We start from the raw sequence: 24,285 nt of genomic DNA, 5'->3' as shown, positions 1-24,285 counted from the left end.
TCTCGGGTCCTACTGGGGTGGGGCGGTGTCGCGCTCGTTGAGCGCGAGGAACGAGGCGTAGACGTCGAGCAGCGAGTTCTTCTGCCGCTCGGTCAGGGCCGTGTCGGCGAGGATCGCCAGCTCGACGGAACCGGCCTGCCCGGGGTCGGGGTGGACGATGCCGGCGCGGACGTATAGCTGCTCGGCGCTGACGCGCAGTGCGCGGGCCAGCTGCTGGAGCACCTCGGCCGACGGCTTGCGCAACCCACGCTCGATCTGGCTGAGGTAGGGATTGCTCACGCCGACCTGGTCGGCGAGCTGCCGCAGGGAGAGCTGCGCGGCCAGGCGCTGCTCCTTGAGGTAGTCACCCAGCGTGCCCAGCGAGCCGGCGACTGCCTTGCTCGTCTTGGCGGTCGCCTTCGCGGTCGCCTTGGCGGGCGCGCTCCTGTCCTTGGCCATACCTCCATTGTGCTAACACCTGTTAGCAGAGCGCAACCTCTGAGCAGGTGAGTCGTCTCACAAGATCAGGCAGGAACAGCATTTGCGGGCGCTAGCTAGAAGGCAGCGCGGATCTCGCCGACGGGCTTGCCGCCGCCGAGCAGGTCCAGCCGACCGGTCCCGGTCACTGCGTCCGCGTCCACGCCCGGCTCGGTCAGGACGCCGGAGCGGCGCAGCGCCTCGGCCATCAGCACCGGGCGTACGCGGGGCGCGCCGTCGTCGGTCTTGAGCGCCCACGCGCGTCCGTCGGGCAGCGCCACGGCGTACACCGACTCGGCTCCGGCCTTGCCGATCAGACCCGGCACGGCCCGGTGCAGGGTGAGCTCATCGCGGGTGGTGCCGCTGACGAGCTCGGGGTGGCGCCGGATGGCGTCGGCCACGCGGCGCGGTGGACCGTCGGTCGCGGCGGCCAGCGAGGAGAACGCCCTCGCCAGCCCCGTCAGGGACGTCGAGAGCAGGGGTGCGCCGCAGCCGTCGACCGCGACCGCCGTCACGGGCTCGCCGGTGAGCCGGGCGAAGGTGTCGGCGATCCCCACCTGCAACGGGTGGGCAGGGTCGAGGTACGTCGCGGTGTCCCAGCCGCGCAGCACGCAAGTGGCGAGCATCGCGGCGTGCTTGCCCGAGCAGTTCATCAGGACCGAGGACCGCGTGCCGCCCGCCCGGATGACGGCCTCGCGCGCACCCTCGTCGAGGGGGTAGTCGGGCGGCGTCTGCAGCGCCGACTCGTCCAGTCCGGCCGAGGCCAGCGTGCGGCGTACGCCCTCGACGTGGAACGGCTCGCCCGAGTGCGACGCGCACGCGAGGGCGAGCAGGTCGTCCGGCAGGTCGAGGCCGAGCTCGACCATGGCGAGCGTCTGGACGGGCTTGTTGCTCGACCGCGGGAGCACCGGCGCCTCGACCTCGCCGACCGACCAGTCGAGCGTCCCGTCGGCGGCGAGCGCCACGAGGGAGCCGTAGTGGTGGCCCTCGACGAACCCGGAGCGGACGATCTCCGCCACGACGGGGAGACCTGGGACGGGCTGACCAGCGACAGACATGAGGCGCAGGCTACTCACCGTCAGGGTGAGAGGATGCGCGGGTGATCCAGCACTGCCCGTCCCCGACCGAGCTCGACGACCTGGAGCTCCTCGTCTCCGGCGCCTACGCCCCGCTCACCCGCTTCAACGAGCCCGGGAGCGTGGTCACCCTCGACCTGCCCGACGGTGTCACGGAGGCCGAGCTGGTCGATCCCGAGGGGTTGCCGCTGGCCCGGGTGTCGCCCGACGGGTCGCTCGAGCCGTTGACGCACGCCCAGTACGGCCCCTTCCGCCGCCTGCACCTCACGCCTGCCCAAGTGCGCGAGCAGCACGCCGGTGCCACCTTCGTGCCGGTCGTGGACGCCCTCACCGAGGACGACCTCGCCGAGCTCCGCGGTCTCGGCCGACTGGTCCTCCTCGCCCTGACCGGCACCGGGACGGCCGAGCTGTCCCCCGTCGCGCTCGTCCGCGCCACCCTCGCTGCGGCCGACCTGCTCGACGACGCCTCCGTCGTGGCCGTCCCGCTCCCCGCCCACGGTGACGCCGGGGCCGACCACGCCCTGGGGGCGCAGGTCGTCGGGACGTACGCCGGGGGCGACCCGGTCCACGCCCTCCCCGACCGCTGGTTGAGCAGCGAGCGAAGCGAGCGTGTCGAAACCGGGGCGACCTTCCCCGAGGCGATCGCCGCCATCGTCGACGAGGACCGGCCCGCTCGGGAGGACCAGGGGCTCGTCCTGTTCTTCACCGGGCTGTCCGGCAGCGGCAAGTCCACCCTCGCCCGCGCCCTGATGGACCTCCTCCTCGAGCAGGGCGGCCGGTCGGTGACCAGCCTCGACGGCGACGTCGTGCGCCGACACCTGTCCGCCGGGCTCACCTTCTCCAAGGCCGACCGCGAGACCAACATCCGCCGCATCGGCTGGGTGGCCGCCGAGATCGCCCGCCACGGCGGGGTCGCGGTCTGCTCCCCCATCGCGCCGTTCGCCGAGACCCGCGAGCAGGTGCGGGAGATGGTCGAGTCCGCCGGCGGCGCGTTCTTCCTCGTCCACGTCGCCACCCCGCTCGAGGAGTGCGAGCGCCGGGACCGCAAGGGCCTGTACGCCAAGGCACGCGCCGGCGAGATCCCGGAGTTCACCGGCATCTCGTCGCCCTACGAGGAGCCCGCGGACCCGGCCGTGCGCGTGGACACCACGGGCCGCATCATCGAGGACGCCCTGGACGACGTCCTCGTCGCCCTGGACGAGGCGGGGTTCCTCCACCTGCCGACGCTGACGGGCGCGCATGCCTGAGCCGCTCCGGGTGCTGTTCGTGTGCACCGCCAACATCTGTCGCTCGCCCGTCATGGAGCTCGTCGCCCGTGACCTGGCCGGGGACCCGGAGGCGTCGGGCGTCGAGTTCGCCAGTGCGGGCACCCACGCCCGCGACGGCCACGCGTTCAACACCGACATGGCACCCACGCTGCCCACGACGATCGCCCCCGACGGCGCCGACGCGTTCCGCAGCCGCTACCTCACGGCGGCCATCCTCGACGAGGCCGACCTGGTCCTGACCGCGGAGTCGGTCCACCGTCAGCACATCCTCGACGACCGTCCGCAGCTGCACCGCAAGGTCTTCACGCTCGGGCAGTTCGAGGCGACGATCGCGGAGCTCCCCGGCCTGAGCGGCCGCGAGCTGGTCGAGGCGGCCGGGCGGCGGCGTACGCCCTCCGCCCCTGCGCACGACGTGGCGGACCCCTACCGGCGCGGTACGGCGGCCGCCGAGAAGGCAACCGGCACAATCACTGCCATGCTGAGCGCCGTCGTACCCAGACTCGTCGGAGACCGCTGATGCTCGAGTTCCTCACCGCCGCCTTCTTCTCGATCCTCGCGGCCGGCTTCATCGTCGGCATCGTGGTCGGGCTGACCGGCATGGGCGGCGGCGCCCTGATGACGCCGGCGCTGCTGTTCCTGGGCGTCGGCTCCCCCGCGGTCGTCGTGACGGCCGACCTCACGGCAGCCGCGGTCTACAAGACCGGCGGCGCGATCGTGCACAAGCGCGAGGGGTCGCCCAACATGCAGCTCGCCACGTGGCTGATGATCGGCTCGATCCCGATGGCCCTGCTCGGCCCCCACCTGGTGGCGTGGTTCACCGACGACATCGACCAGCTCAACCACGTGCTGATCATCTGCATCGGCTTCGCGCTGCTGCTGGCCGCGGCGACGTACGCCCTCCGCCTCTACGTCAACCTGCTGCGCGTGCGCTCGGGCAACCACGTCGTCGACGACGACCCCGCGGTCCGGGTCGTGCCGACGCTCCTGGTCGGCATGCTGGGCGGCCTCCTGGTGGGCGTCACGAGCGTCGGCTCCGGCTCGGTCATCATGATCGCGCTGCTGATGCTCTACCCCGGGCTCTCCGCGGTGAGGCTCGTCGGGACCGACCTCGTCCAGGCGGTCCCGCTGGTCCTGGCCGCCGCCGTGTCGAACATCTTCCTCCACGGCATCGACTGGGGGATCCTGATCCCCCTCCTGCTCGGGTCCGTCCCGGGCACGATCCTCGGCTCGATGCTCGCCCCGCGCGTGCCGCAGTCCTTCATCCGCCGCGGCATCGTCGTCGTCCTGACGATGAGCGGCGTCGCGCTGCTCGACAAGTCCGGCTGGGCGCCGCTCGGCGAGGACGAGACGCACCCGATGCTCATCGCCGGCATCGGCCTTGCCGTCCTGGTGGTCCTGCCCATCGTCTGGGGCTTCCTGCGCAAGCAGCAGGGCCTGCCCATGTTCGGCTCGCCGACGATCGCCCAGCTCGAGGATCCGTCCTACCGGCCCGGGCTGGTCGGGATGAAGAAGGTCGACGACGCCTGAGGGCCGGTCTGCGCGCGGCGATTGCCCTGCCAGTCGCCGCCTGAGGACGCGGTGGACCAGACCGCCGAGCAAATGCTGCGCGGAGCGGCGACCCTCCGAGGATCATCGAGCGCATGAGGCTCGGCCCACCCCTGGCGACCCTCCTGCTGCTCGCAGGTGCGCTGCTGGGGTGCGCGGAGGACGAGCGCCCCGAGCAGCCGGGCGGCTCAAGCGAGACCTCCGCACCCGAGGACGACTCGCCCAGCCCGACGTACCTCGAGGCCGGCGACCTCCCGCCGACCCTGTCGTTGAAGGAGGTCGGGGCGCGTACGCTGCCGGCCCGCCCGTTCGCGGACTTCGCCGTGGCGGCCGGCGACGGGGTGTGGCTGTCGGGTGTCGCTCCGGGGGCCGTGCGCTACTCCGCGACCGGAGCGATCACCGCGCGGACCAGGATCCCCGGCGAGGTCGTCCAGGCGCTGGCTGCGACGCCGGAGTCCGTGTGGGTGCCGAGCCTCAACCCGAGCTCCCTCTTCCGCCTCGACGCGACCACCGGCGCTGTGCTCGAGCGGGTGCGGCTGCCCGGCAGCCCGGTGGCCGAGGGGGTCGTGGGTGCGGCCGGGGGGCGGGCGTACGTGCTCGTCGAGCCGTTGGAGCCCCGGATCGCCGTGGTCGAGGGCGACGCCGTCGTGGAGGAGATACCTGCCCCGGAGGGAGCGGTGGCGGTGCGTGCCGGCTTCGGCTCGCTGTGGGTGCCGACCAGCGAGGGCACGGTCGAGAGGTACGACCTCGGCTCGGGGTCGTGGACGAGCGTGCCCGTCGGGCCGAGGCCGCGGTTCCTCGACGTCGGCTTCGGAGCGGTGTGGGTGATGAACCAGGGCGACGGCTCCGTCTCCCGCATCGACCCTCGCTCCGGCGAGGCCGAGCAGCTCGCGATGACCGGCCTGGCCATCGGCGGAGGCGACCTCACCGTCGGCGGCGGCGCCGTCTGGCTCCGTACGGACTCCGTGGTGGTCCGGATCGATCCACGCACCCGGCGCGCCACGCACGTGATCGGACCACCTCCGGGCAGCGCGAGCGCGGCCGCGACCGACGACTTCCTCCTGATCTCCAACCACGACCACAACGCGGTCCACGTGGTCCCGCTGCCGCTGCCCCTGCCGCGGTGACCCGGGCCAGGGCTCAGGACAGCCCGAGGAGCTCCCGGCACCCGGCGGGCGTCATCGGCTCGCGCTGCGCTATCCGGCCGAGGTCGACGGCCCGCTCGACGAGCTGGGCGTTGGACTCCACGGGTACGCCGCGGCTGATGGTGAGGACGTCCTCCATCCCGACGCGCAGGTGGCCGCCCATCGAGAGCGAGGCCATCGCGACGGACAGCGTCGAGCGGCCGATGCCGGTGGCGGACCACGAGGTCACCTCGGGCGGCAGCGCCGCGACGCCGGCGACGAGCGCGGGAGCGGTGCCGGGCATCCCCCCGGGCACGCCCATCACGAAGTCGACGTGCACCTTGCCGCCGGCGGGCGTGCCGTGCTCGCGGATCAGCCGGCCCAGCGCGTGCACCTGGCCGAGGTCGAAGAGCTCGAACTCCGGTGCGACCCCCCGCGAGAGCGCCAGCTGGTAGAGGTCCTTCACGAACGGCCACGGGTTGAGGAAGACGTCGTCGCCGAAGTTCGTGGTGCCCATCGTCAGCGAGCACGAGTCGGGCTCCGCGTCGAGCACCTTCAGCCGCTCCTCGAGCGGGTCGTGCACCGAGCCGCCCGTGGAGAGCTGGACGACGAGGGAGGACGACTCGCGCACGGCGGCGACCCACTCGCGCAGCAGCGCCTGGTCGAGCGTCGGCGCGTGCGCGCCGTCGCGCACGTGGAGGTGGATCATGGCGGCCCCGGCCGCCTCGCACTCGGCGGCCGTGCGCGCGATCTCCTCCGGGGTGGTGGGGAGCTGCGGGCAGTCGGCCTTGGCGGTCTCGGCCCCGGTGGGGGCGACCGTGATCAGCAACGCGTCAGACATGGCGGCATCCTTGCACCATGCGTGCGGTCATCCAGCGGGTCCTCTCCGCCAGCGTCCGGGTCGACGGCCAGGTCGTCGGCGAGCTCGACCGACCGGGACTGCTGGTCTACCTCGGCGTCACCCACGACGACGGGCCGGCCGAGGTCGCGTGGACGGCCCGCAAGATCTGGGACCTGCGCCTGCTGCGCGAGGAGCAGAGCGCGAGCGACGTCGGCGCTCCGGTCCTCGTGGTCAGCCAGTTCACGCTGTACGGCGACGCGCGCAAGGGCCGCCGCCCCACCTGGCAGGCGGCCGCGCCCGGCCCGGTGAGCGAGCCGATGTACGACGCGGTGTGCGCTGAGCTCGAACGCCTCGGCGCACACGTGGAGCGGGGGCGCTTCGGCGCCGACATGCGGGTGGAGAGCGTCAACGACGGTCCGATCACCCTCGTCCTGGACTCCCCCTGACCTCCCCTCGGTGGTTGAGGTGCGAGCGGAGCGAGCCTCGAAACCACTCCGTAGGGCAACGAACGATCCACCATTTGATCAAGTGGCCCTCGCCGCGGCCGGCGCCGGTCGAGGAGGCGCCCTGCGGGTGGTGACCTTCGGCTCTGGCGGTCGCCCCGGCGCGGGGATAGATGTGGGGGTGGAGAAGGAGGTCGTCATGAGCGAGACCATCACTCGCCGGCGAGGCCACCTGCACGTGCCGCGCCAGCGCGCGCCACTCGAGGTCCAGATCAGTGGCTGGGTCGCCGAGGGCATCATCGACGAGGAGCAGGCCGCCCGGATCCGGGCCCGTGCCCGGGTGCCGGTGCCCGAGACGCGTGAGCAGGAGACGCAGCGGGTGACCGGTCTCGGCGGCGCGGAGCTGCGTTCGTACGCCGTCGAGGCGCTCGGCTACCTCGGCGGACTGCTCGTCGTGATCGCGGCGATGCTGCTCGCCAACCTGTACTGGAGCGACCTGGGCGTCGGGGCCCGGCTCGGCGTCCTGGGCGGTGCCGTCGTCGGCCTCGTGGCAGCGGGGAGCCTGACGCCCGCTGGCCGGGGCGACGCCTGGAGCCGGCTGCGGTCGGTGCTCTGGGCGGCGGCCACCGTCGTCGCCGCCGGGTTCACCGTCGTCCTGGCCGACGAGGTGCTGGAGCTGCAGGAGACCGACCTGGCGCTCACCGTCAGCGGCACCGTGACGGTCGTCGCCGCGCTGCTGTGGCTGGCCCACCGCGTCCCCCTGCAGCAGGTGATGCTCATGGTCAGCGGCATGCTCACCGCGGGCACCCTGACGGAGCAGATCCTCGACGCTGACTGGGCGATCGGGGTCGGCATCTGGGCGGTCGCGCTCGCCTGGCTGGTGCTCGGCTGGACCGAGGTGTTGCGGCCCCCGGCCGTGGCGATGGCTTTCGGTGCCATCGGCATGGTCTTCGGGGCCTCGGCGACCATGCAGTGGGACGCCGGCATCGTGCTCGGGCTCCTGACGGTCGCCGGCGTGGTGCTCGTGGCCGTGGTCGCCCGTGAGCTGCCCATGCTCGGCGCCGGCGCGATCGGCGTGCTGATGATCGTGCCGCGCGCGGTCGACGAGTGGTTCCCCGGCGAGCTCACGGCGCCGTTCGTGCTGCTCGGCCTCGGGGGCGGGCTCGTCGCGCTGGCGGTGTGGATCGCCCGCAGCAGGACGTGAGGAGCCGGGCTCAGCGCGGCCCGGTCTCCCACACCCGCGCCCAGTCGACCTCCATGGTCTCGGGCAGCTCGCCGTTGAAGCGCGGCAGCTCGTAGTCCGACGACAGCAGCGACAGGATCAGGAACTCGGGCTGTCCGGACGTCGGCCCCTCGAGGCGCTGGGTGACCTCACCGTCGATGCGGAAGACGTACTCCTCGGGCGTCCACTCGACGGAGAACACGTGGTACCTCTCCGCCCAGTCGTCGCCGAGCTCGTCGGCGTCGGGCAGCCAGCCGCCGACCGTCTGCTTCTTGCCGTCCTTGTCGAGGAAGTAGGTGAAGCTGGTCAGGCCGCCCTCGGGGTGGTCGTCGCCGAAGTACTCGATGACGTCGATCTCGGCGCCGCCCTTCTCGGGGCCGCCGACCTTCTGGCCGCCGACGGACTGCAGCCAGAAGGCCGCGTGCTGCCCGCGCGCGGCCTGCGTACGGATGCGTGCCGCCGCGAAGCCGTAGGTGAAGGAGTGGCTGAACTCGGTGCCGACATGGCCGTTGAGGCGGAAGGGGAACCTCTTGCGGCGACCGGGCAGCTGGCACTCGTCGCCCTCGCGGTCGGGGTCCTCCATCACGCTGAGCTCGAGGACGCCGTCGGTGACCTTCGCGGCGTCCGCGCCGGCGCGCGAGCAGGTGCGTACGCCGATGTAGCCCTGGTCACGGGTCAGCCAGGTGGCACCCTCCCCGTCGACCGAGTCCTCGTCGAAGTCGTCGGTGAAGGTCGCCGCGGGGGCGTCGTCGGTCGAGACCTCGGCGCCGACCGCGTCGTCGCCGTCCCCCACCACGACGTGCAGGTCGCCGGACGAGCGGCTGGTGAGGGAGACGTGGCCGTCGGCGTCGGTCGCCTGCTCGTCGACGTCGTCCCAGCCGTCGTCCGTTCGCGCGACCAGGGTGACGGCCGTGCCCTCGTCGACACCGGCGACCGTCGCGTCGACGACCCAGGCGGCGTCGGCGGCGGCCTCGGGGTCCTCGCCGTTGGCGGCGAGCTGGGGCAGGACGGTCACGTCGACCGCGTCGCTCTGCTCGTACGACGGGGGGCTGGCGTCACCACCGTCGGCGGCGGAGCAGCCCGCGGTCACGACGGCCGCGGCGAGCACGCCCGCGAGCAGGTGGTGACGGGGCGCGAGTCGGGGGGTACGGCTCATTCGGACGAGTCTGACCGACCACGCCCAGCAGTGCGAATTCACCGAGGCGTGGGTCGTCGCTACGATGAACGCTGCTGTCCCTAGAGAGGTCCTCGCCACACCATGACCAACACCCACGTCGACTACCAGCTGAGCCAGCTGGACCAGCTCGAGGCCGAGTCGATCCACATCTTCCGTGAGGTCGCCGCCGAGTTCGAGAAGCCGGTCCTCATGTTCTCCGGCGGCAAGGACTCGATCGTCATGCTCCGCCTCGCGGAGAAGGCGTTCTACCCGGCGAAGATCCCGTTCCCGATCATGCAGGTCGACACGGGGCTGGACTTCCCCGAGGTGATGGAGACCCGCGACAACTGGGTCAACCGCCTCGGCGTACGCCTGGTGGTGGCCTCGATCGACGAGGCGATCGCCAGCGGCGTCGTGGTCGACGACGGCAAGACCAGCCGCAACCGCATGCAGACCGCCACGCTGCTCAACGCCATCGAGGAGAACGGCTTCACCGCCGCCTTCGGTGGCGGTCGCCGCGACGAGGAGAAGGCCCGCGCCAAGGAGCGCGTCTACTCCCACCGCGACGAGTTCGGCCAGTGGGACCCCAAGATGCAGCGCCCCGAGCTGTGGAGCCTCTACAACGGGCGCCTGCACGCCGGCGAGCACATGCGCATCTTCCCGATCTCCAACTGGACCGAGCTCGACATCTGGGACTACATCGGCCGCGAGGGCATCGAGATCCCGTCGATCTACTTCAGCCACCAGCGCCGCGTCTTCGAGCGCGACGGCATGCTGATGACCGAGACGCCGCTCAACCCGATGCGCGACGGCGAGACCGCCGAGGAGCGTACGGTCCGCTTCCGCACGTGCGGTGACATCACGCTCACCGGCTGCGTGGAGTCCACCGCGTCCACCATCGACCAGATCATCGAGGAGGTGGCTGCCGCCCGGGTCACCGAGCGCGGCGCGACCCGCGGTGACGACCGATTCTCCGAGGCGGCCATGGAAGACCGCAAGAAGGAAGGCTACTTCTGATGGGCAGCAACGACAGTTCGCTGGTTGAGCAGGGCGAGGGACGAGCCCGTGTCGAAACCGAGAACCGCCCCATGGACCTGCTCCGCTTCGCGACCGCCGGCTCCGTCGACGACGGCAAGTCGACCCTGATCGGTCGCCTCCTCTTCGACAGCAAGTCGATCTTCGCCGACCAGCTCGAGGCCGTGGAGAAGACCTCCACGGACAAGGGCCACGGCTACGTCGACCTGTCGCTGCTGACCGACGGCCTGCGCTCCGAGCGCGAGCAGGGCATCACGATCGACGTCGCCTACCGCTACTTCGCGACGCCCAACCGCAAGTTCATCATCGCCGACACCCCGGGCCACGTGCAGTACACCCGCAACATGGTCACCGGCGCCTCGACCGCCGACCTCGGCCTGGTGCTCGTCGACGCCCGCCAGGGCCTGACCGAGCAGTCGCGCCGCCACGCGGTGCTGCTCTCGCTGCTGCGCGTGCCGCACCTGGTGCTCTGCATCAACAAGATGGACCTCGTCGACTGGTCCGAGGAGACCTACGAGAAGATCCACGCGGAGTTCACCCAGTTCGCGACGAAGCTCAACATCCCCGACCTCGAGGTCATCCCGATCTCGGCGCTCAAGGGCGACAACGTCGTGGACCGCTCGGAGAACACGCCGTGGTACCACGGTCCGACGCTGATGCACCACCTCGAGCACGTGCACGTCGCCTCCGACCGCGACCTCGTTGACACGCGCTTCCCCGTCCAGTACGTCGTGCGTCCCAAGTCGGACGAGCACCACGACTACCGCGGCTACGCCGGCCAGATCGCCGGTGGCGTGCTCAAGAAGGGCGACGAGGTGATCGTGCTGCCCAGCGGCATGACGTCGAAGATCGAGGCCATCGACCTGTTCGACCGCGAGGTCGACGAGGCGTTCCCGCCGATGTCGGTCACCGTACGCCTCGAGGACGACGTGGACGTCTCGCGCGGCGACATGATCGCCCGGGTCAAGAACGCGCCCAAGCCCAGCCAGGACATCGACGCGATGGTCTGCTGGATGACCAACGAGCCGCTGCGTCCGCGCCAGAAGCTCGCCATCAAGCACACCACCCGCACCGGGCGCGCGATGGTCAAGGACATCCAGTACCGCCTCGACGTCAACTCGCTGCACCGCGACCAGGACGCCGGCGAGCTCGGGCTCAACGAGATCGGCCGCGTCCAGCTGCGCACCACCGTGCCGCTGCTGTGCGACCCCTACGCGAAGAACCGCAGCACGGGCTCGTTCATCCTGATCGACGAGGCGACCGGCGTCACCGTGGGCGCGGGGATGATCAACAGCGGCTCCTGACCCATCCGAGGGACTTTGCCGGAAATCGTCACCACGCTGGCAAGTCGTGCACCACAATGTCCGGATGGATCCGCGTCATGCCGAGTTGCTGGAGCAGACCGACCGTGAGGCGCTGGGGCGCCGCCTGAGGGCGGCGCGCCTCGCCCGCGGGCTCACCCAGGGCGACGTCGCACACGACCTCATGTCGGTGGCCTTCCTGTCCCGCATCGAGGCCGGACACCGCGGGCCGACCGCCCCGGCGCTGGCCGCGCTGGCGAAGCGGCTCGACGTCACCGTCGAGTCGCTGCTCGGCGAGCCGGACCGCCACGTGGTCGACGAGATCCGGCTGGCACTCGACTATGCCGAGCTGTCGCTGGAGTCGGGCCAGCCCGAGGTCGCGGAGACCCACCTCCAGCAGGCCCTCACGAAGCTCGACACCTCGCGCGTCGACGGGATGCGCGACCGCGCCCGGCTGCTGCACGCCCGGTCCCTGGAGGCCACCCAGCGCGAAGACGACGCGATCGTCGAGCTCGAGGAGCTGACCGACGACGCGGAGGCCGACGGGATGACGCGCATCAGGGCCGGCATCGCCCTGAGCCGCATCTACCGCGAGACCGGCGACCTCGGCCGCGCCATCGAGTGCGGCCAGCGCGTGATGACCTATGTCGAGGAGGCCGGCCTGGACTCCTGCGACGAGGCCGTGCAGCTCGCCGTCACCCTTGCCGCCGCCCACTTCGAGCGCGGCGACACCGGCCACGCCGTGCGCATGTGCCGCAAGGCCATCGCCCGAGCCGAGTCGCTCGGGTCGGCGCAGGCCCGCGCCTCGGCCTACTGGAACGCCAGCGTCATGCAGGCCAACCGCGGCGATGTGGCAGCCGCCGTCCCCCTCGCCGAGCGGGCCCTGGCCCTCCTGGGCGAGGGCCAGGACGCGCGCAACCTGGCGCGCCTCCGCACGGAGGTCGGGCGTCTGCAGCTCGAGCTCGACCCACCGGCCCTCGACGAGGCGCGGCACAACCTCGAGCAGGCGGCCGCGGAGCTCGAGTGGAGCAGCGGCTCCCCCGTCGACCGCGCGTGGACCCTGCTCGGCCTCGCCCGAGTGGCCTTCCTCGCCGGTGACCTCGGCGAGAGCCGGGACCTGATCGGCAAGGTGCACCTCACCGCCGACGGGCACGCCCCGCTGGCGGAGGCGGAGGCGCTGGTGCTCGAGGGACGTACGCTCGCGGCCGAGGGCGAGGCCGACCTCGCCGCCCTCGCCTACCAGAAGGCCGTGCACCGCCTCTCGGCGATCGGCGCCGACCAGGGCGCGGCCCAGCTGTGGTTCGACCTCGCCGACCTATTCACCGGGCTCGGCATGGCCGAGGCCGCGCTCGACGCCTACCGGCGCGCGGCCGTCTCGACCGGGCTGCGGGCTCGCATGGCGTCCACCACGCTCGCCCGCAGCTGAGACTGCAGGACCGTCCAGCAGGGAGCTGGCAGGCCCCCGTCAGGTCGGCGGTCAGCAGCACCACACGTTCCGGGCGGTCTGCTTGACCTGCGCCGCCTCGGCGGGCGTGGCGAAGCCGGCCAGGCTGACGAGGGCGATGGTGGCGACGAAGATGCGGGTGGCCTTGCGGTTCATGGTGTCTCCAGGGTGAGTGCTGTGTGGGGTTGGCAGGCTCCCGAGCGTCTGCAAGAAGAAACTTTGTCAAAACTGATGCCGAGTGTCGCGGTCTTTGGCAAACTTGGGCAAGTACTACTGGCAATTCCCTGTGTTGCCAGTGTGCGACACACTCGCGACTCCCCCTCGCGAGACACGCACCGGTCCCCACCCGGTTGCCGCCGGACCCCTCGCCCCACGCGGGGGGTCCCCGCATGTCCGGGCGGCTCGGCGCGGGATCGCGTCAGCGCGGGATCGAGACGCGGACGGTCGTGCCCAGGCCCGGGGTGCTCTCGAGCGTGACGTGCCCGCCGTGCGCCTCCACGATGGTGCGCACGATGGTGAGGCCCAGCCCGGTGCCGGGCACGTTCAGCTGACGCGCGTTGGCGCCGCGGTAGAACCGGCCGAAGACCCCGTCGAGGTCACCCGGCTCGATGCCGACCCCCTCGTCGGCCACGACCAGCTCCAGGCCGCCGTCGCCCAGCTCGTCGAGGTCGACGGTGACGACTCCCCCGGGCCGGCTGTAGCCGATGGCGTTGTCGAGCAGGTTGTCGAAGACCTGGCGCAGCCGCATCCCGTCGGCGACCGTCACCAGTGACGCGGGGCGCCGGCCCTCGATGCGTACGCTCGCGCACTCGGCGTCCAGGGACGCCGCTGCGAGGGCCTCGTCCAGCAGGGTGGCCACGTCGACGCGGTAGGGGTCGACGGGCGCCGACCCGGCCGAGGCCCGGGTGGTGAAGATCAGGTCGGCGACGAGGTGGGAGAGCCGGAGCATGTTGCGGCGGGCGGCCACGACCTGCTGGCGACCGTCGTCGCCCACGTCGGTCGAGTCGTCGAGCAGCTCCAGGTAGGCCAGTGCCGACGTCAGCGGCGTACGGAGCTCGTGGGACACGGTGGCGACGAACGCGTCCTTGACGTCCATCGCGCGGACCAGGTCGGTGACGTCGTGGTAGGCGAGCACGGCTCCTGCGAAGGCACCGGCGCCGTCGAGGACCGACCGGGCCGACACCGACAGCGCACGCCGCGAGGCGGGGTCCGCGCCGATCCACAGCCGGACGTCGTTGAACTGCTCGCCCCGCGCGGCGCGTACGGACGGCATCTCGTCGGGGTCCAAAGGCCGGTGGTCGACGTCGTAGGCGAACCCGGACTGCCCGGCCACTCCCTCGTGACCGTCGGGGAACGCCAGCGCGAGGAACTCGCGCAGGCGGTTGTTGAACGCCAGGTAGCGGCCGTCGGCGTCGATCTGCAGCAGGCCCACGCTCACGCCCTCGAAGACGGCCTGGGCCTTGCGCCGCTCCGCCTCCGCGGCGGCCTCGGCGGCATCGAGCCGCTCGACGAACGCCTGTCGCTCGGTGAGGTCGGCGATCTGGGAGATGAAGTGGATCGGGGCTCCCTGCGCATCGCGCAGGAGGGCGACGGACAGGTCGCCGATGACGGTGGTGCCGTCGGAGCAGATGTAGCGCTTGGTGATCCGGTAGGAGCTGATCTCGCCGGCCAGCGCCTGGTCGACGAGGCGCAGGTCGGTGGCGAGGTCGTCGGGGTGGGTGATGTCCTGGAGGGTCAGGGTGGCCATCACCTCGGGGCCGTAGCCGAGCATGTCGCACAGCGCGACGTTGGCGGTGATGAACTCCCCTGCGAGCGAGACGATCGCCATCCCCACCGGCGAGTGCTCCATGGTCAGGCGCCACAGCTCGTCCGTGTCGGGCACGCGAGCGACCTCAGCGACCACCACACGCTCCCTCGACGACACAGACCGAGGTCCCACCGTAGGACCAGGTCCAGCCCGGCCACCGGGGCTGTGAGGGAACGGTGGCGAAAATGAGGGGATCACCCCGTGCTTCGCGCACGGGGTGATCCCCCATGTCCAGACCAGTCCCCGGACCAGTGTCCGATCCGCGCCCGGTCAGGTGTGGCTCACGCCGTGACGAGCACCTGCACCTCGGCCACCGAGCCGGTGGCGGCGACGACGCGGGTGTCGACCGGCTCGGCCTTGGGTGCGAGCGTCCGCAGGGTCCACTCGCCGTCACCGGCGAAGAAGCGGAAGTGCCCCGTCGCCGAGGTCGGGACCTCGGCGGTGAACTCGCCGCTGCGGTCGAGCAGCCGGACGTACGCGTTGGCGACCGGCTCGTCACCGCGCAGGACCTGGCCCTGGATCACTGCCTCCTTGGCGACGTTGACGCCGTCGAGCGACAGGCCGCCTTCCTTGGCTCCGCACATGTCAGGCCTCCCCGCGCTCGTCGCCCAGCGCGACCGGGACGCCCACCAGGGAGCCGTACTCGGTCCAGGAACCGTCGTAGTTCTTCACGTTGTCCTGCTCGAGGAGCTCCTTGAGCACGAACCACGTGTGCGAGGAGCGCTCGCCGATGCGGCAGTAGGCGATGGTGTCCTTGTCCCAGTCGACGCCGGCCTCGGTGTAGATCTCCTTGAGCTCGTCGTCGGACTTGAAGGTGCCGTCGTCGTTGGCGGCCTTGCTCCACGGCACGCTGGCGGCGGTGGGGATGTGGCCGGCACGCTGTGCCTGCTCCTGCGGGAGGTGGGCCGGGGCGAGCAGTCGCCCGGCGTACTCGTCGGGGCTGCGCACGTCGACGAGGTTCTGGGTGCCGATCGCGGCGACGACCTCGTCGCGGAAGGCGCGGATGCTCGAGTCCTGCTCGGTCGCGGTGTACGACGTCTTCGCGCGGTCGGGCAGTGCGTCGGTCAGCTCGCGGGAGTCGAGCTCCCACTTCTTGCGGCCACCGTCGAGGAGCTTGACGTCCTGGTGGCCGTAGAGCTTGAAGTACCAGTAGGCGTAGGCGGCGAACCAGTTGTTGTTGCCGCCGTAGAGCACGACGGTGTCGTCGTTGGACACGCCGCGCTCGGACAGCAGCGCCTCGAACTGGGCCTTGTTGACGAAGTCGCGGCGGACCTGGTCCTGGAGGTCGGTGGTCCAGTCGAGCTTGATGGCTCCCCGGATGTGGCCCTTGTCGTAGGCGGTGGTGTCCTCGTCGACCTCGACGAGGACGATGCCGTCGGTGTCGAGGTTGTCCTCGACCCACTGGGCGGTGACGAGCGTGTTCTCGCGGCTCATGGTTGGTGTGCTCCTTGTGGTGGAAATCGTTGGAATCGATCGCTGGTTGAGCAGGCGCGCCAGCGCCGTGTCGAAACCGGGACGTCAGGCGGTGGCGATGAAGCGGCGGACGAGCAGGTAGACCTCGCATCCCAGGCAGAATGCGAAGACGGCGTTGAGCAGTGCGGCGACCAGCGCGAAGCCGACGGCGACCTGCCCGACGACGGTGGCGCCGGCCGACAGGGCGACCAGGCCGACGAGCGCGAAGGCGAGACCGACGGCCTGGGCGAAGCGCGGCGGCTCCGGGGCCTCCCACTCGGTGGGCGGGGCCAGGCGGGGACGGACGAGCGTGCGGAAGAGCCAGGCGTGGGGCGTGGCCTGCACCCCGCGTACGGCGCCGACGGCGAACAGCACCGTCTGGGCCGCGAGCAGCACCACACCGTACGGCGGGGGCAGCAGCAGGACGGCCACGAGCACGACCGCGGTCAGGGCGGCGGCGAGCTGCGGACCGCGCGGGTCGATGCCTCCGTCCGGACGGAGGCCGGACGCGGCACGGGGGTGGGCGGTGATGGTCATGTCTCTCCTGATGTCGGTCGCGCAGCACGGGGCCTGGCGCGCCGGGACGTCCCCCGGCGCAGGGTCCCGACCGAGCGAGCGCACGGTCCGGCGGATCGCCGGACGGCAGGGCTCAGGTGAGCGGTGGGACCACTACGACATTCGACACAGCGCCGAGCGCACACGGCAGTGGTCCACTGCGCGGCGCTTGGTGAGCATGGTCGAGGACATGACGACGACAGTAGGCGGTCGGCGCCACATCCCCCGCGTCTGTCTCATCCTATGAGCCACTCATCCATATCCTGAGATCAGGTCGCGGCGAGCGCAGTCAGGACCTGGTCCCTGGTGGGCGCCCCGGTGGCCCGCGTCACCTCGACGCCGGCAGCGTCGAGCACGATCGTGGTGGGCGTGCGCAGGATCCCGAGGGCGCGGGTCGCGTCGAGGTGGTGCTCGGCGTCGACCTCGACGTGCGCGACACCCTCGACGAGACCGGACACCTCGCCGAGCACCCGCCGCGTGGCGCGGCACGGCGCGCAGAAGGCGCTGGAGAACTGCAGGAGGGTGGCCCGCTCACCGAGCGTCTCTCCCAGCGAGGCGACGAGCTCCGCGCCGGGCCTCGCGACCGACGCCGGGGCACCCTCCTCGACCAGCGGCTCGGCGGGCGAGCAGGAGCGTACGGCGTGGGTGCCGCGGAAGCGGCCGTCGGTCGCGGCCCGCCACAGGCCGACGGCCAGGGCGAGCACGACAGCGGTGAGGGCGATCCAGGCTCCGGTGCTCACACCCGGCCAACGACGCGTCCCGCGCGATTTGTTCCGGATGCGATGTGTCCCGGACGCAGGACGGGGCCCCGGGAGTCCCGGGGCCCCGTCCGTGTGCGGTGGTGCGTCAGGTGGAGATCAGCGCTTCTTGACCTTGATCGTCCGCGCGACCTCCGCGTCGCCGTACTTGTCACCCTTGAGCATGATGAGGAAGACGACCTTGTTCTTGCCCTTGGTCAGCTTCTTCAGGGTCAGCGCGGCCTTGCCGTTGCGCAGCTTGGCCTTGCCGATCTTCTTGTATACCGGCGCCCCGAACTCGTCGGTGCGCACGATCTTCTTCGCGACGACCGTGCCCTTGAACTTCGCGGCCTTGACCTTCTTTGCCGACACGGTGACCTTGGCCTTGGCGCCGTTGACGGCGACCTTGACCGTCGGCTTCTTGCCGATCTTCTGGGTGGTGGCCGTGGCCTTGCCCGTGACGCCGTCGTTGCTGGCGGTCACCTGCAGGGCGATCCGGTCACCCTTGTACTTCTTGGTGACCTTGAGCGTGCGGCCCTGGCCGACGACCTGGCCGTCGACGAGCCAGGCGTACTGGTAGGTCGTGTCGCTGTCGAGGGTCCACACGCCGGGGGTGGCGCGGATCTTGCCGCCGAGGTAGGGGTTGCCCTTGATCTCGGGGCGGCGCAGTGCGCGCATGCCCTCCTCGAGGTCGGCGTCGATGCCCGAGACGGTCTTGCCACTGGTCACCTTGATGGTCTTGGCCGTCGCGTAGTTGGTGTTGTCGTACCACTCGGGGCCGAAGAACGCCCCGGAGAAGCTCGAGTCGGCGAACAGCACCTTGTAGGTGCCCGGCCTGAGCGAGGTCACGTCGTAGGTGCCGTCGTCCTCGAGCGAGGTGCTGGCCAGGCTGTTGAACGAGAAGAGCCCGTCCTTCGCGTCGACCATCTGCACCTGGACACCGTCGAGCGAGACCGACGACTCGGTGGAGACCGCGCCGGAGATGCCGCCGGTGAGCGGCAGGACCACGTTGACGCCCGCAGCCGGGACCGGCGCCGGGGAGGCAGCGGCGTAGGACTGCGCACCGCCGAACCAGCGGTCGAGTCGGTGGTACTGGCCGTCCTCGCGCGGGAGCTGGTCACTGACCGAGATCTTGAACTGGTTCTCCGACGAGCCCGAGCTGTCCGGGTCGAGGTCGGTGAACGCGTACTGGCCGGCCCGGTTGGTGACGGCGAAGTCGTAGGAGAGCTCGCGACCCTCCGCGGCCGGCGTGTCGTAGGCGACCACCGTGGCGCCGATGACCGGCGCGCCCGACGAGTCGATGACGGTGCCGCTGACGTCGACCGTCGCGGGGTCGACCGCGAAGGCCGGGTCGTTGGCGAGGGCGGCGTCGATGCCCGCGACGGTCGCTCCGCCGTTGAGGGCCAGCGCGGTCGCGGAGGCCTGGTCGGGCTTGTCGGCGAACCACTCGCCGAGGAACTGGCCGACCGGGTCGGAGAAGCGCACCTTGTAGACGCCCTCCATGGCCCGGTCGATCCGGAACACACCGCTGGCGTCGGTGTAGTCGGTGTAGGACGGGTTGCTGCTGTTGTTGCGGTAGGCCTGGACGCGGACCCGCTCGAGCGCGGTGCCGTCGGTGTTGGTCAGCCGGCCCGTCAGCACGCCGCCGCGCACGACGCCGATGTCGCCGAGCGCCAGGGGCGTCGCGCCGAGGGTGATGGCGTCGGCGGTCGCCTCGGTGGTCTTGTCGGTGTACCACTCGTCGGCGTAGCCGTTCGCCTGCACCAGGAGCTTGTAGGAGCCGGCGAGGGGGGCACCGATCGCGAAGGTGCCGTCGCGATCGATCGGCGCGAAGGAGACGAAGCTGCCGCCGGCGTGCAGCTCGACGGAGCCGCCGCGCACCGGGCGACCCGCGGCGTTGACGATGCGACCGCTGGCGGTCGGGGCGGCGGCCAGGACGACCGGCGCGAGGGCGGTCGGGCCGGTCACGGCGACCGGGTCGGCGGAGACCAGGTCGGCCTTGTCGGTGTAGAACTCCGACGCCAGCGTGCCGTCGAGGCTCTCGAACTCGAACTTGTAGGTGCCGGGCTCGAGCGGCAGGTTCATCCGGCCGTCGGCGAGCATCTGGCCGTTCGTGCGGAAGTAGCTGCCGTCACTCTGGCCGAGGTAGGCCGTCACGTAACCCTCGACCGGGTTGCCGGCGGCGTCGGTGACGGTCGTGGTGACCCCCACCGGTGCGGCGTTGGCCGGCGCAGCGACGCCCGCCGTCAAGGCTGCCGTGGCGAGCGCACCCGCCGCCACGACCGAAAGGAGGCGCGTACGCGCCCCAGACCCAGCAAACATGCGTGGTTCCCCCTGTGTTCGTTTGTGTGCCATGAGGCCGCGCGAGCCTGACGACGACACACGTCGCCGGCGGCTTCGTCCCCCGTACGGAGTCATGGAACTCCGAACGGGTGCATCATGGCCCATCCGGTGCCGTCCCAAACCCCCGCCCCGGATTTTCCTGCCCGGCGGCTCAGCCGCCGGCGAACGGCGGGAGCAGCTCGACGACCGCACCCGCTCGTACGACGACCGTCGCGGGGTCCTGCGAGCGGACCGGCTGGTCGCCCAGCAGCACCGAGCACACGGCGACGGTGCGCGCCATCTGCTCCCCCGGGTGCCGCTCCAGCACCCGATCGACGACCTCGGCGAGCGTCAGGTCGCCGGCGGTGCCGAAGACGTCCTCCGCCGTGCCCGCCGCGGCCCGGGCGCCCGCCCAGTAGCGCACGGTGACCGTCTCATCCTCGCGATCGTGTCCGGTGCCAGCGCCCATGCGGGATATCCTTCCTCATCCCCCGGTGGACGAGGAGGTCGGTCCATGAGCGCACTGCTGCTGCTCACGAGCGCGCTGCAGCCCTCCGCCGAGGTGCTCCCCGGGCTCGCGCTGCTGGCCCACACGGTCAAGATCGTCCCTGCGCAGGGCAGCGCCCTGCTCGACGCCCCCGAGTCCGACCTGGTCCTGGTCGACGGACGCCAGGACCTCGCCGCCGCGCGTGACCTCTGCCGGCTGATCCGCACCACCGGCACCGAGGCCCCGGTGCTGCTCATCGTCACCGAGGGCGGCCTGGCCGTCGTCGCGCACGACTGGGGCATGGACGACGTCGTGCTCCACACCTGCGGGCCCGCCGAGCTCGACGCGCGGATCCGGCTCGCCGTCGGTCGCTCCAGCGCGACCGCACCGGACGACCCCACCGCGCACGTGATCCACCGCGGTGAGGTGGTCGTCGACGACGCCACCTACACCGCGCGCATCGGCGGGCGCCCCCTCGACCTCACCTACAAGGAGTTCGAGCTCCTCAAGTACCTCGCCCAGCACCCGGGCCGGGTCTTCAGCCGCGAGCAGCTGCTGCAGGAGGTCTGGGGCTACGACTACTTCGGCGGCACCCGGACAGTCGACGTCCACGTACGCCGCCTGCGCGCCAAGCTCGGCACCGAGCACGAGCACCACATCGGCACCGTCCGCAACGTCGGCTACCGCTTCGTCGTGCCCTCGCGCGACAAGGAGGCCGAGGAGCAGCCCCGGTCCTCGCGCTCGACGACCGACGCCTGACCCGGACTGCGGGGATGATCCCCGTGACATGTCGGGAGCGACCTTCCCCGCTCCTCGCGCGGCGCCCCGGGTCTAGGGTCCTCGCCATGAGCGCGACCACCGACCGAGTCGAGGAGATCGCGGCGGAGGCGGCTGCCGCCGACGGCGCCGACCCGCTCGACGAGGCCGCCCGGATCGCGCTGGCCGACGGCGGCGTCGACGTGGTGGCCGAGGACGACGCGTTCGCGCTGGTGCACGACGGCGACCTGTCGCTGGTCGTACGCCCGTCTGCGCGCAGCCGTGGGCTCGGCTCCGCCCTGCTCGGCCGGGTGGAGGAGTCGTACGGCGGGCCGCTCGTCGCCTGGTCGCACGGCAACCACCCCGCGGCCGCCCGCCTCGCCGCCACCCACGGCTGGGTGCGCGTACGTGACCTCTGGGTCATGCGCCGGCCGTCCGCGCGTACGTTGCCCCCGCTGGAGCCGCCCGCCGGCGTGACGATCCGCTCGTGGCGCGATGGCGACGCCGCCGACGTCGTCGCCGTCAACGCGGCGGCCTTCGCCGACCATCCCGAGCAGGGTGCGATGGACGAGGCCAACCTGGCCCGCCGGATGGCCGAGCCGTGGTTCGACCCGGCCGGGCTGCTCGTCGCGGAGGACGCCTCGGGCGTGCTCGGCTTCCACTGGACCAAGCAGCACGACGACCGCCTCGGCGAGGTGTACGTCGTCGGCGTCGCGCCCGCCGCCCAGGGGCGCGGCCTCGGCAAGGTGCTCACCCTGGCCGGGCTGCACCACCTCGTCGGTCTCGGCGTGGACGAGGTGCTGCTCTACGTCGAGTCCGACAACGCCCCGGCGGTCGCGGTCTACTCCCGGCTCGGCTTCGAGCACGCCGCCGCAGACACGCACGTCCAGTACCGCCGCGGCTGAGCCCGCGCGGCCTCAGCGCAGGGGACGGACGTGCAGACCGACCTCGGGGTCGACGACGACCTCCTGCGCGGCAGGCATCCCGTCGACGGTCAGGGTGGCGTCGACGGGGACGTTGCGCTTGACCAGCGCGAGGGCGATCGGCCCGAGCTCGTGGTGCCGCGCGCTCGAGCCGACGAAGCCGACGTCGCGCCCGTCGTACGACACGGGCGAGCCGACAGGGGGCAGCCGGTTCTCCGAGCCGTCGAGGTGCAGCAGCACCAGGCGGCGCGGCGGGCGGCCCAGGGTGTGCACGCGAGCCACCGTCTCCTGGCCGCGGTAGCAGCCCTTGTCGAGGTGGACGGCGGGCCCGATCCAGCCGACCTCGTTGGGGATCGTGCGGTGGTCGGTGTCGATCCCGAGCCGCGGCTCACCGCGCTCGATGCGCAGCGCCTCGAACGCCCAGAGCCCGCAGGCCGGCCCGGCAGCCTCGGCGTACGCCTCGAGCCGGTCGCGAGGGACGAGGTCGTAGCGGCCACCCGTCCGTGACGGGTCCTCCCCCGGGCGCCACATCACGGCCAGGTCCTCGACGAGCGAGACCTCGACCCGGGTCATGAACTTCATCCGGTCCAGCCAGTCCGCCAGCGCCGCGCCGGCACCGGGCTCGGTGTGCGCGGTGAACGCCTCGCCGTCGTCGACGCCGGTGAAGGCGTGCTCGACGTGGCCCTGCGGGCTCAGCACCAGCGCCTGCGTCCAGGTGCCCGGGGCGAGACCGTCGAAGAACTGGGTCGTGAGGTTGTGCAGCCACGACAGCCGCTCCGGTCCGGCAACCCGCACCACGTCGCGGTGGGAGAGGTCGACGAAGCCGTCGCCGGCGGCAAGGCTGCGCTGCTCGGTGTTGAAGGAGCCGTAGTGGGCGGCCACCGGGGCGTCGACGCCGTCACCGGCGACGGCCCCGGGCAGGGCGAGGAGGGGGCTGGCCATGCCCCTGAGTCTAGGCCGGGTCGGGTGAGCGGGCCGCCGCCGAGCAGTCCGCGCACTCGCCGAAGATGGCCAAGTGGCCGACGTCGACCGAGAAGCCGTCGGCCCCCAGCGCCGCGACCAGCGGCTCGACCAGCTCGGGGTCGTAGGAGCGTACGGAGTGGCAGCGGCGGCACACGACGTGGACGTGCTCGTGCTCGAGGGTGGAGTGGTACGTCGGCGCGCGGTCGCTGAGGTGCGTGTGTCGCACCAGCCCGAGCTCCTCGAGGACCTCGAGCGTGCGGTAGACGGTGGAGGCGTTGACCGAGCTGACCTGCGCGCGCACGTGGGCGAGCACCTCGTCGGGCGTGGCGTGGCGGAGCTCCTCGACCGCGCGCAGGATGAGCTGGCGCTGCGGGGTGAGCCGCAGGCCCTGCTCGCGCAGCCGGCTCGCCAGGTCGTCGCTCATCGCACGCTCGTCCCGGGTGTTCGTCAGGCTCGCTGGAGCCGCGCCCACGTGTGCGGCTGGAGCTCCTGGCCGACCGCGGCCATGTCGTAGGCGTAGAGCAGGTCGCCGTCGACGTTGCCGTACATCCGGGAACCGGCGGTGACCTCCTTGGCGGTCTCGGTGAAGGAGACGCCCGCGGTGTGCATCTCGAGCTTGCCGCCCTCGGCCGCGCCGTACCAGATCTCCGAGAAGCCGATGTTGTGCGCGAGGAGGAGCTCGACCTTGCCGGGCTCGGGGCACCGCAGGAAGCCCGTCTCCATCGCCGCGTCGCGGATGAACTCGCCGTCCTCGTCCTCGAGCCACGCGCGCGACATGTAGTGGAAGAACGGGCGCCCGTCGTGGGTGAAGATCAGCTCCTGGCCGAAGTGGAACTTCTCGATCGTCGGGTAGTCACCGTGGCCGTTGCCGCGCCAGGTGCCGAGCAGCCACGCGACGGGGCCGCAGTTGGGGTGGAGGTTGTCCGGCAGCTCGAAGGGCATGGGCGCCACTCTAGTGTGGGTCCATGGCTCGATCACTGGTCGTCAAGGTCACCTGCGGGGCCGAGGACGCCGAGCGCTGCAACCAGGGCTTCACCGTCTCCGCGGCCGCCGCGGCGGCCGGCGCCGAGGTGTCGCTCTGGCTGACCGGTGAGGCCGCGTGGTTCGGCGTCCCCGGGCGCGCGGAGGAGTTCGCGCTCGACCTCGCCACCCCCCTCGACCAGCTGATGGCCGCGGTCCTCACCAGCGGCACCGTCACGGTCTGCTCCCAGTGCGCGGCGCGACGCGGGATCGTCGACGGCGACCTGCGCGACGGTGTGACGATCGCCGGCGCGGCGGTGTTCGCCGAGCAGGTGCTGGGCGAGGGTGTCCAGGCGCTGGTCTACTGACGCTTCGGCCATCCGCCGTTCACCTTCCGGTGCCAGACTTGGTC

At 71.8% G+C, this 24,285-nt stretch carries 27 protein-coding genes; 12 read left to right on the top strand and 15 right to left on the bottom strand.

The annotated features are described in order from the left end of the window. Positions 1–9: 9 nt before the first annotated feature. Positions 10–438 (bottom strand): helix-turn-helix domain-containing protein, encoded by a 429-nt coding sequence (locus tag EXE59_RS06940; RefSeq protein ID WP_135838251.1) that lies wholly within the window; start codon positions 436–438, stop codon positions 10–12. Positions 439–533: 95 nt separating this feature from the next. Continuing rightward, positions 534–1,514, bottom strand: coding sequence for an asparaginase (locus tag EXE59_RS06935; protein ID WP_135838250.1), 981 nt, complete (start codon positions 1,512–1,514; stop codon positions 534–536). A 41-nt stretch (positions 1,515–1,555) separates the two neighbouring features. On the opposite strand from EXE59_RS06935, the gene cysC reads away from it, so the two are divergent. From cysC to EXE59_RS06915, 4 genes are all read left to right on the top strand, one after another. Further along, positions 1,556–2,779: an adenylyl-sulfate kinase gene (cysC, locus tag EXE59_RS06930; protein WP_246056579.1), complete on the top strand. Its 1,224-nt coding sequence runs from the start codon at positions 1,556–1,558 to the stop codon at positions 2,777–2,779. Continuing rightward, positions 2,772–3,317 (top strand): arsenate reductase/protein-tyrosine-phosphatase family protein, encoded by a 546-nt coding sequence (locus EXE59_RS24425; protein ID WP_135838249.1) that lies wholly within the window; start codon positions 2,772–2,774, stop codon positions 3,315–3,317. Before cysC ends, EXE59_RS24425 begins: the two co-directional genes overlap by 8 nt. Beyond that, on the top strand, positions 3,317–4,327 hold the full coding sequence (locus EXE59_RS06920; protein WP_135838248.1) for a sulfite exporter TauE/SafE family protein: 1,011 nt from the start codon (positions 3,317–3,319) through the stop codon (positions 4,325–4,327). Before EXE59_RS24425 ends, EXE59_RS06920 begins: the two co-directional genes overlap by 1 nt. A gap of 113 nt (positions 4,328–4,440) precedes the next feature. Then, a complete protein-coding gene (locus tag EXE59_RS06915; protein ID WP_135838247.1) occupies positions 4,441–5,472 on the top strand; it encodes an NHL repeat-containing protein in 1,032 nt (343 codons plus the stop codon). Between the two features lie 13 nt (positions 5,473–5,485). Here EXE59_RS06915 and EXE59_RS06910 read toward each other — a convergent pair whose 3' ends face one another. Further along, complete coding sequence (locus EXE59_RS06910) at positions 5,486–6,310, bottom strand: beta-keto acid cleavage family enzyme (RefSeq protein WP_135838246.1); 825 nt, start codon at positions 6,308–6,310, stop codon at positions 5,486–5,488. Between the two features lie 17 nt (positions 6,311–6,327). Here EXE59_RS06910 and dtd point away from each other — a divergent pair, with 17 nt between their 5' ends. Together dtd and EXE59_RS06900 are read left to right on the top strand one after the other, a co-directional pair. Beyond that, positions 6,328–6,756, top strand: a complete 429-nt coding sequence (gene dtd / locus EXE59_RS06905) for a D-aminoacyl-tRNA deacylase (protein WP_135838245.1) — start codon at positions 6,328–6,330, stop codon at positions 6,754–6,756. A 196-nt stretch (positions 6,757–6,952) separates the two neighbouring features. After that, entirely contained in the window at positions 6,953–7,957 is a 1,005-nt protein-coding gene (locus tag EXE59_RS06900; protein WP_135838244.1) for a DUF2157 domain-containing protein, read from the top strand. 10 nt (positions 7,958–7,967) lie between these two features. On the opposite strand, the gene EXE59_RS06895 is transcribed toward EXE59_RS06900, so the two are convergent. After that, positions 7,968–9,131, bottom strand: coding sequence for a glycoside hydrolase family 16 protein (locus EXE59_RS06895; protein WP_135838243.1), 1,164 nt, complete (start codon positions 9,129–9,131; stop codon positions 7,968–7,970). Between the two features lie 102 nt (positions 9,132–9,233). On the opposite strand from EXE59_RS06895, the gene cysD reads away from it, so the two are divergent. The 3 genes from cysD to EXE59_RS06880 all read left to right on the top strand — a co-directional run bounded on the left by cysD (position 9,234) and on the right by EXE59_RS06880 (position 12,893). After that, complete coding sequence (gene cysD / locus EXE59_RS06890) at positions 9,234–10,148, top strand: sulfate adenylyltransferase subunit CysD (protein ID WP_135838242.1); 915 nt, start codon at positions 9,234–9,236, stop codon at positions 10,146–10,148. A 71-nt stretch (positions 10,149–10,219) separates the two neighbouring features. Continuing rightward, positions 10,220–11,470 carry a sulfate adenylyltransferase subunit 1 gene (locus EXE59_RS06885; protein ID WP_135838241.1) on the top strand — a complete coding sequence of 417 codons (1,251 nt, stop codon included), beginning with the start codon at positions 10,220–10,222 and terminating at the stop codon, positions 11,468–11,470. Between the two features lie 64 nt (positions 11,471–11,534). Further along, positions 11,535–12,893, top strand: coding sequence for a tetratricopeptide repeat protein (locus tag EXE59_RS06880; RefSeq protein WP_135838240.1), 1,359 nt, complete (start codon positions 11,535–11,537; stop codon positions 12,891–12,893). A gap of 51 nt (positions 12,894–12,944) precedes the next feature. On the opposite strand, the gene EXE59_RS24800 is transcribed toward EXE59_RS06880, so the two are convergent. The 8 genes from EXE59_RS24800 to EXE59_RS06845 form a co-directional block, all read right to left on the bottom strand. Beyond that, positions 12,945–13,067: a hypothetical protein gene (locus EXE59_RS24800; RefSeq protein WP_281280296.1), complete on the bottom strand. Its 123-nt coding sequence runs from the start codon at positions 13,065–13,067 to the stop codon at positions 12,945–12,947. 262 nt (positions 13,068–13,329) lie between these two features. Beyond that, positions 13,330–14,793, bottom strand: a complete 1,464-nt coding sequence (locus tag EXE59_RS06875; RefSeq protein WP_135838239.1) for a sensor histidine kinase — start codon at positions 14,791–14,793, stop codon at positions 13,330–13,332. Between the two features lie 206 nt (positions 14,794–14,999). After that, a complete protein-coding gene (locus EXE59_RS06870) occupies positions 15,000–15,302 on the bottom strand; it encodes a DUF1416 domain-containing protein (protein WP_135838238.1) in 303 nt (100 codons plus the stop codon). 1 nt (position 15,303) lies between these two features. After that, a complete protein-coding gene (locus EXE59_RS06865; protein ID WP_135838237.1) occupies positions 15,304–16,152 on the bottom strand; it encodes a sulfurtransferase in 849 nt (282 codons plus the stop codon). Positions 16,153–16,236: 84 nt separating this feature from the next. Beyond that, the gene (locus EXE59_RS06860; protein WP_135838236.1) at positions 16,237–16,707 is read right to left on the bottom strand and encodes a DUF4395 domain-containing protein; all 471 of its coding nucleotides are present in this window, start codon (positions 16,705–16,707) and stop codon (positions 16,237–16,239) included. A 287-nt stretch (positions 16,708–16,994) separates the two neighbouring features. Then, positions 16,995–17,465 carry a TlpA family protein disulfide reductase gene (locus EXE59_RS06855; protein WP_135838235.1) on the bottom strand — a complete coding sequence of 157 codons (471 nt, stop codon included), beginning with the start codon at positions 17,463–17,465 and terminating at the stop codon, positions 16,995–16,997. A 117-nt stretch (positions 17,466–17,582) separates the two neighbouring features. Continuing rightward, a complete protein-coding gene (locus EXE59_RS06850; RefSeq protein ID WP_168218427.1) occupies positions 17,583–19,784 on the bottom strand; it encodes a carboxypeptidase-like regulatory domain-containing protein in 2,202 nt (733 codons plus the stop codon). 172 nt (positions 19,785–19,956) lie between these two features. Then, on the bottom strand, positions 19,957–20,253 hold the full coding sequence (locus EXE59_RS06845) for a MoaD/ThiS family protein (RefSeq protein WP_135838233.1): 297 nt from the start codon (positions 20,251–20,253) through the stop codon (positions 19,957–19,959). Positions 20,254–20,298: 45 nt separating this feature from the next. Between EXE59_RS06845 and EXE59_RS06840 the strand changes: the two genes are divergently transcribed. Together EXE59_RS06840 and mshD are read left to right on the top strand one after the other, a co-directional pair. Continuing rightward, on the top strand, positions 20,299–21,030 hold the full coding sequence (locus EXE59_RS06840; RefSeq protein WP_135838232.1) for a winged helix-turn-helix transcriptional regulator: 732 nt from the start codon (positions 20,299–20,301) through the stop codon (positions 21,028–21,030). 86 nt (positions 21,031–21,116) lie between these two features. Beyond that, positions 21,117–21,932, top strand: a complete 816-nt coding sequence (mshD, locus tag EXE59_RS06835) for a mycothiol synthase (protein WP_135838231.1) — start codon at positions 21,117–21,119, stop codon at positions 21,930–21,932. 12 nt (positions 21,933–21,944) lie between these two features. Here the strand turns inward: mshD and ygfZ are convergent, their stop codons facing one another. Genes ygfZ through EXE59_RS06820 form a run of 3 tightly spaced genes read right to left on the bottom strand, consistent with a single transcriptional unit; the run spans position 21,945 to position 23,855 of the window. Continuing rightward, on the bottom strand, positions 21,945–22,892 hold the full coding sequence (gene ygfZ / locus EXE59_RS06830) for a CAF17-like 4Fe-4S cluster assembly/insertion protein YgfZ (RefSeq protein WP_135838230.1): 948 nt from the start codon (positions 22,890–22,892) through the stop codon (positions 21,945–21,947). Positions 22,893–22,902: 10 nt separating this feature from the next. Further along, positions 22,903–23,337: a Fur family transcriptional regulator gene (locus EXE59_RS06825; RefSeq protein WP_135838229.1), complete on the bottom strand. Its 435-nt coding sequence runs from the start codon at positions 23,335–23,337 to the stop codon at positions 22,903–22,905. A gap of 23 nt (positions 23,338–23,360) precedes the next feature. Continuing rightward, positions 23,361–23,855: a heme-binding beta-barrel domain-containing protein gene (locus tag EXE59_RS06820; protein WP_135838228.1), complete on the bottom strand. Its 495-nt coding sequence runs from the start codon at positions 23,853–23,855 to the stop codon at positions 23,361–23,363. A 23-nt stretch (positions 23,856–23,878) separates the two neighbouring features. Here EXE59_RS06820 and EXE59_RS06815 point away from each other — a divergent pair, with 23 nt between their 5' ends. Then, positions 23,879–24,241 (top strand): DsrE family protein, encoded by a 363-nt coding sequence (locus EXE59_RS06815; protein ID WP_135838227.1) that lies wholly within the window; start codon positions 23,879–23,881, stop codon positions 24,239–24,241. Positions 24,242–24,285 lie beyond the last annotated feature (44 nt).

Source organism: Nocardioides eburneiflavus (assembly GCF_004785795.1).
GTDB classification, from domain to species: Bacteria; Actinomycetota; Actinomycetes; order Propionibacteriales; family Nocardioidaceae; genus Nocardioides; species Nocardioides eburneiflavus.
The sequence above is the reverse complement of the archived record's forward strand: the minus strand, read 5'-3'. Positions and strand labels throughout refer to the sequence as shown.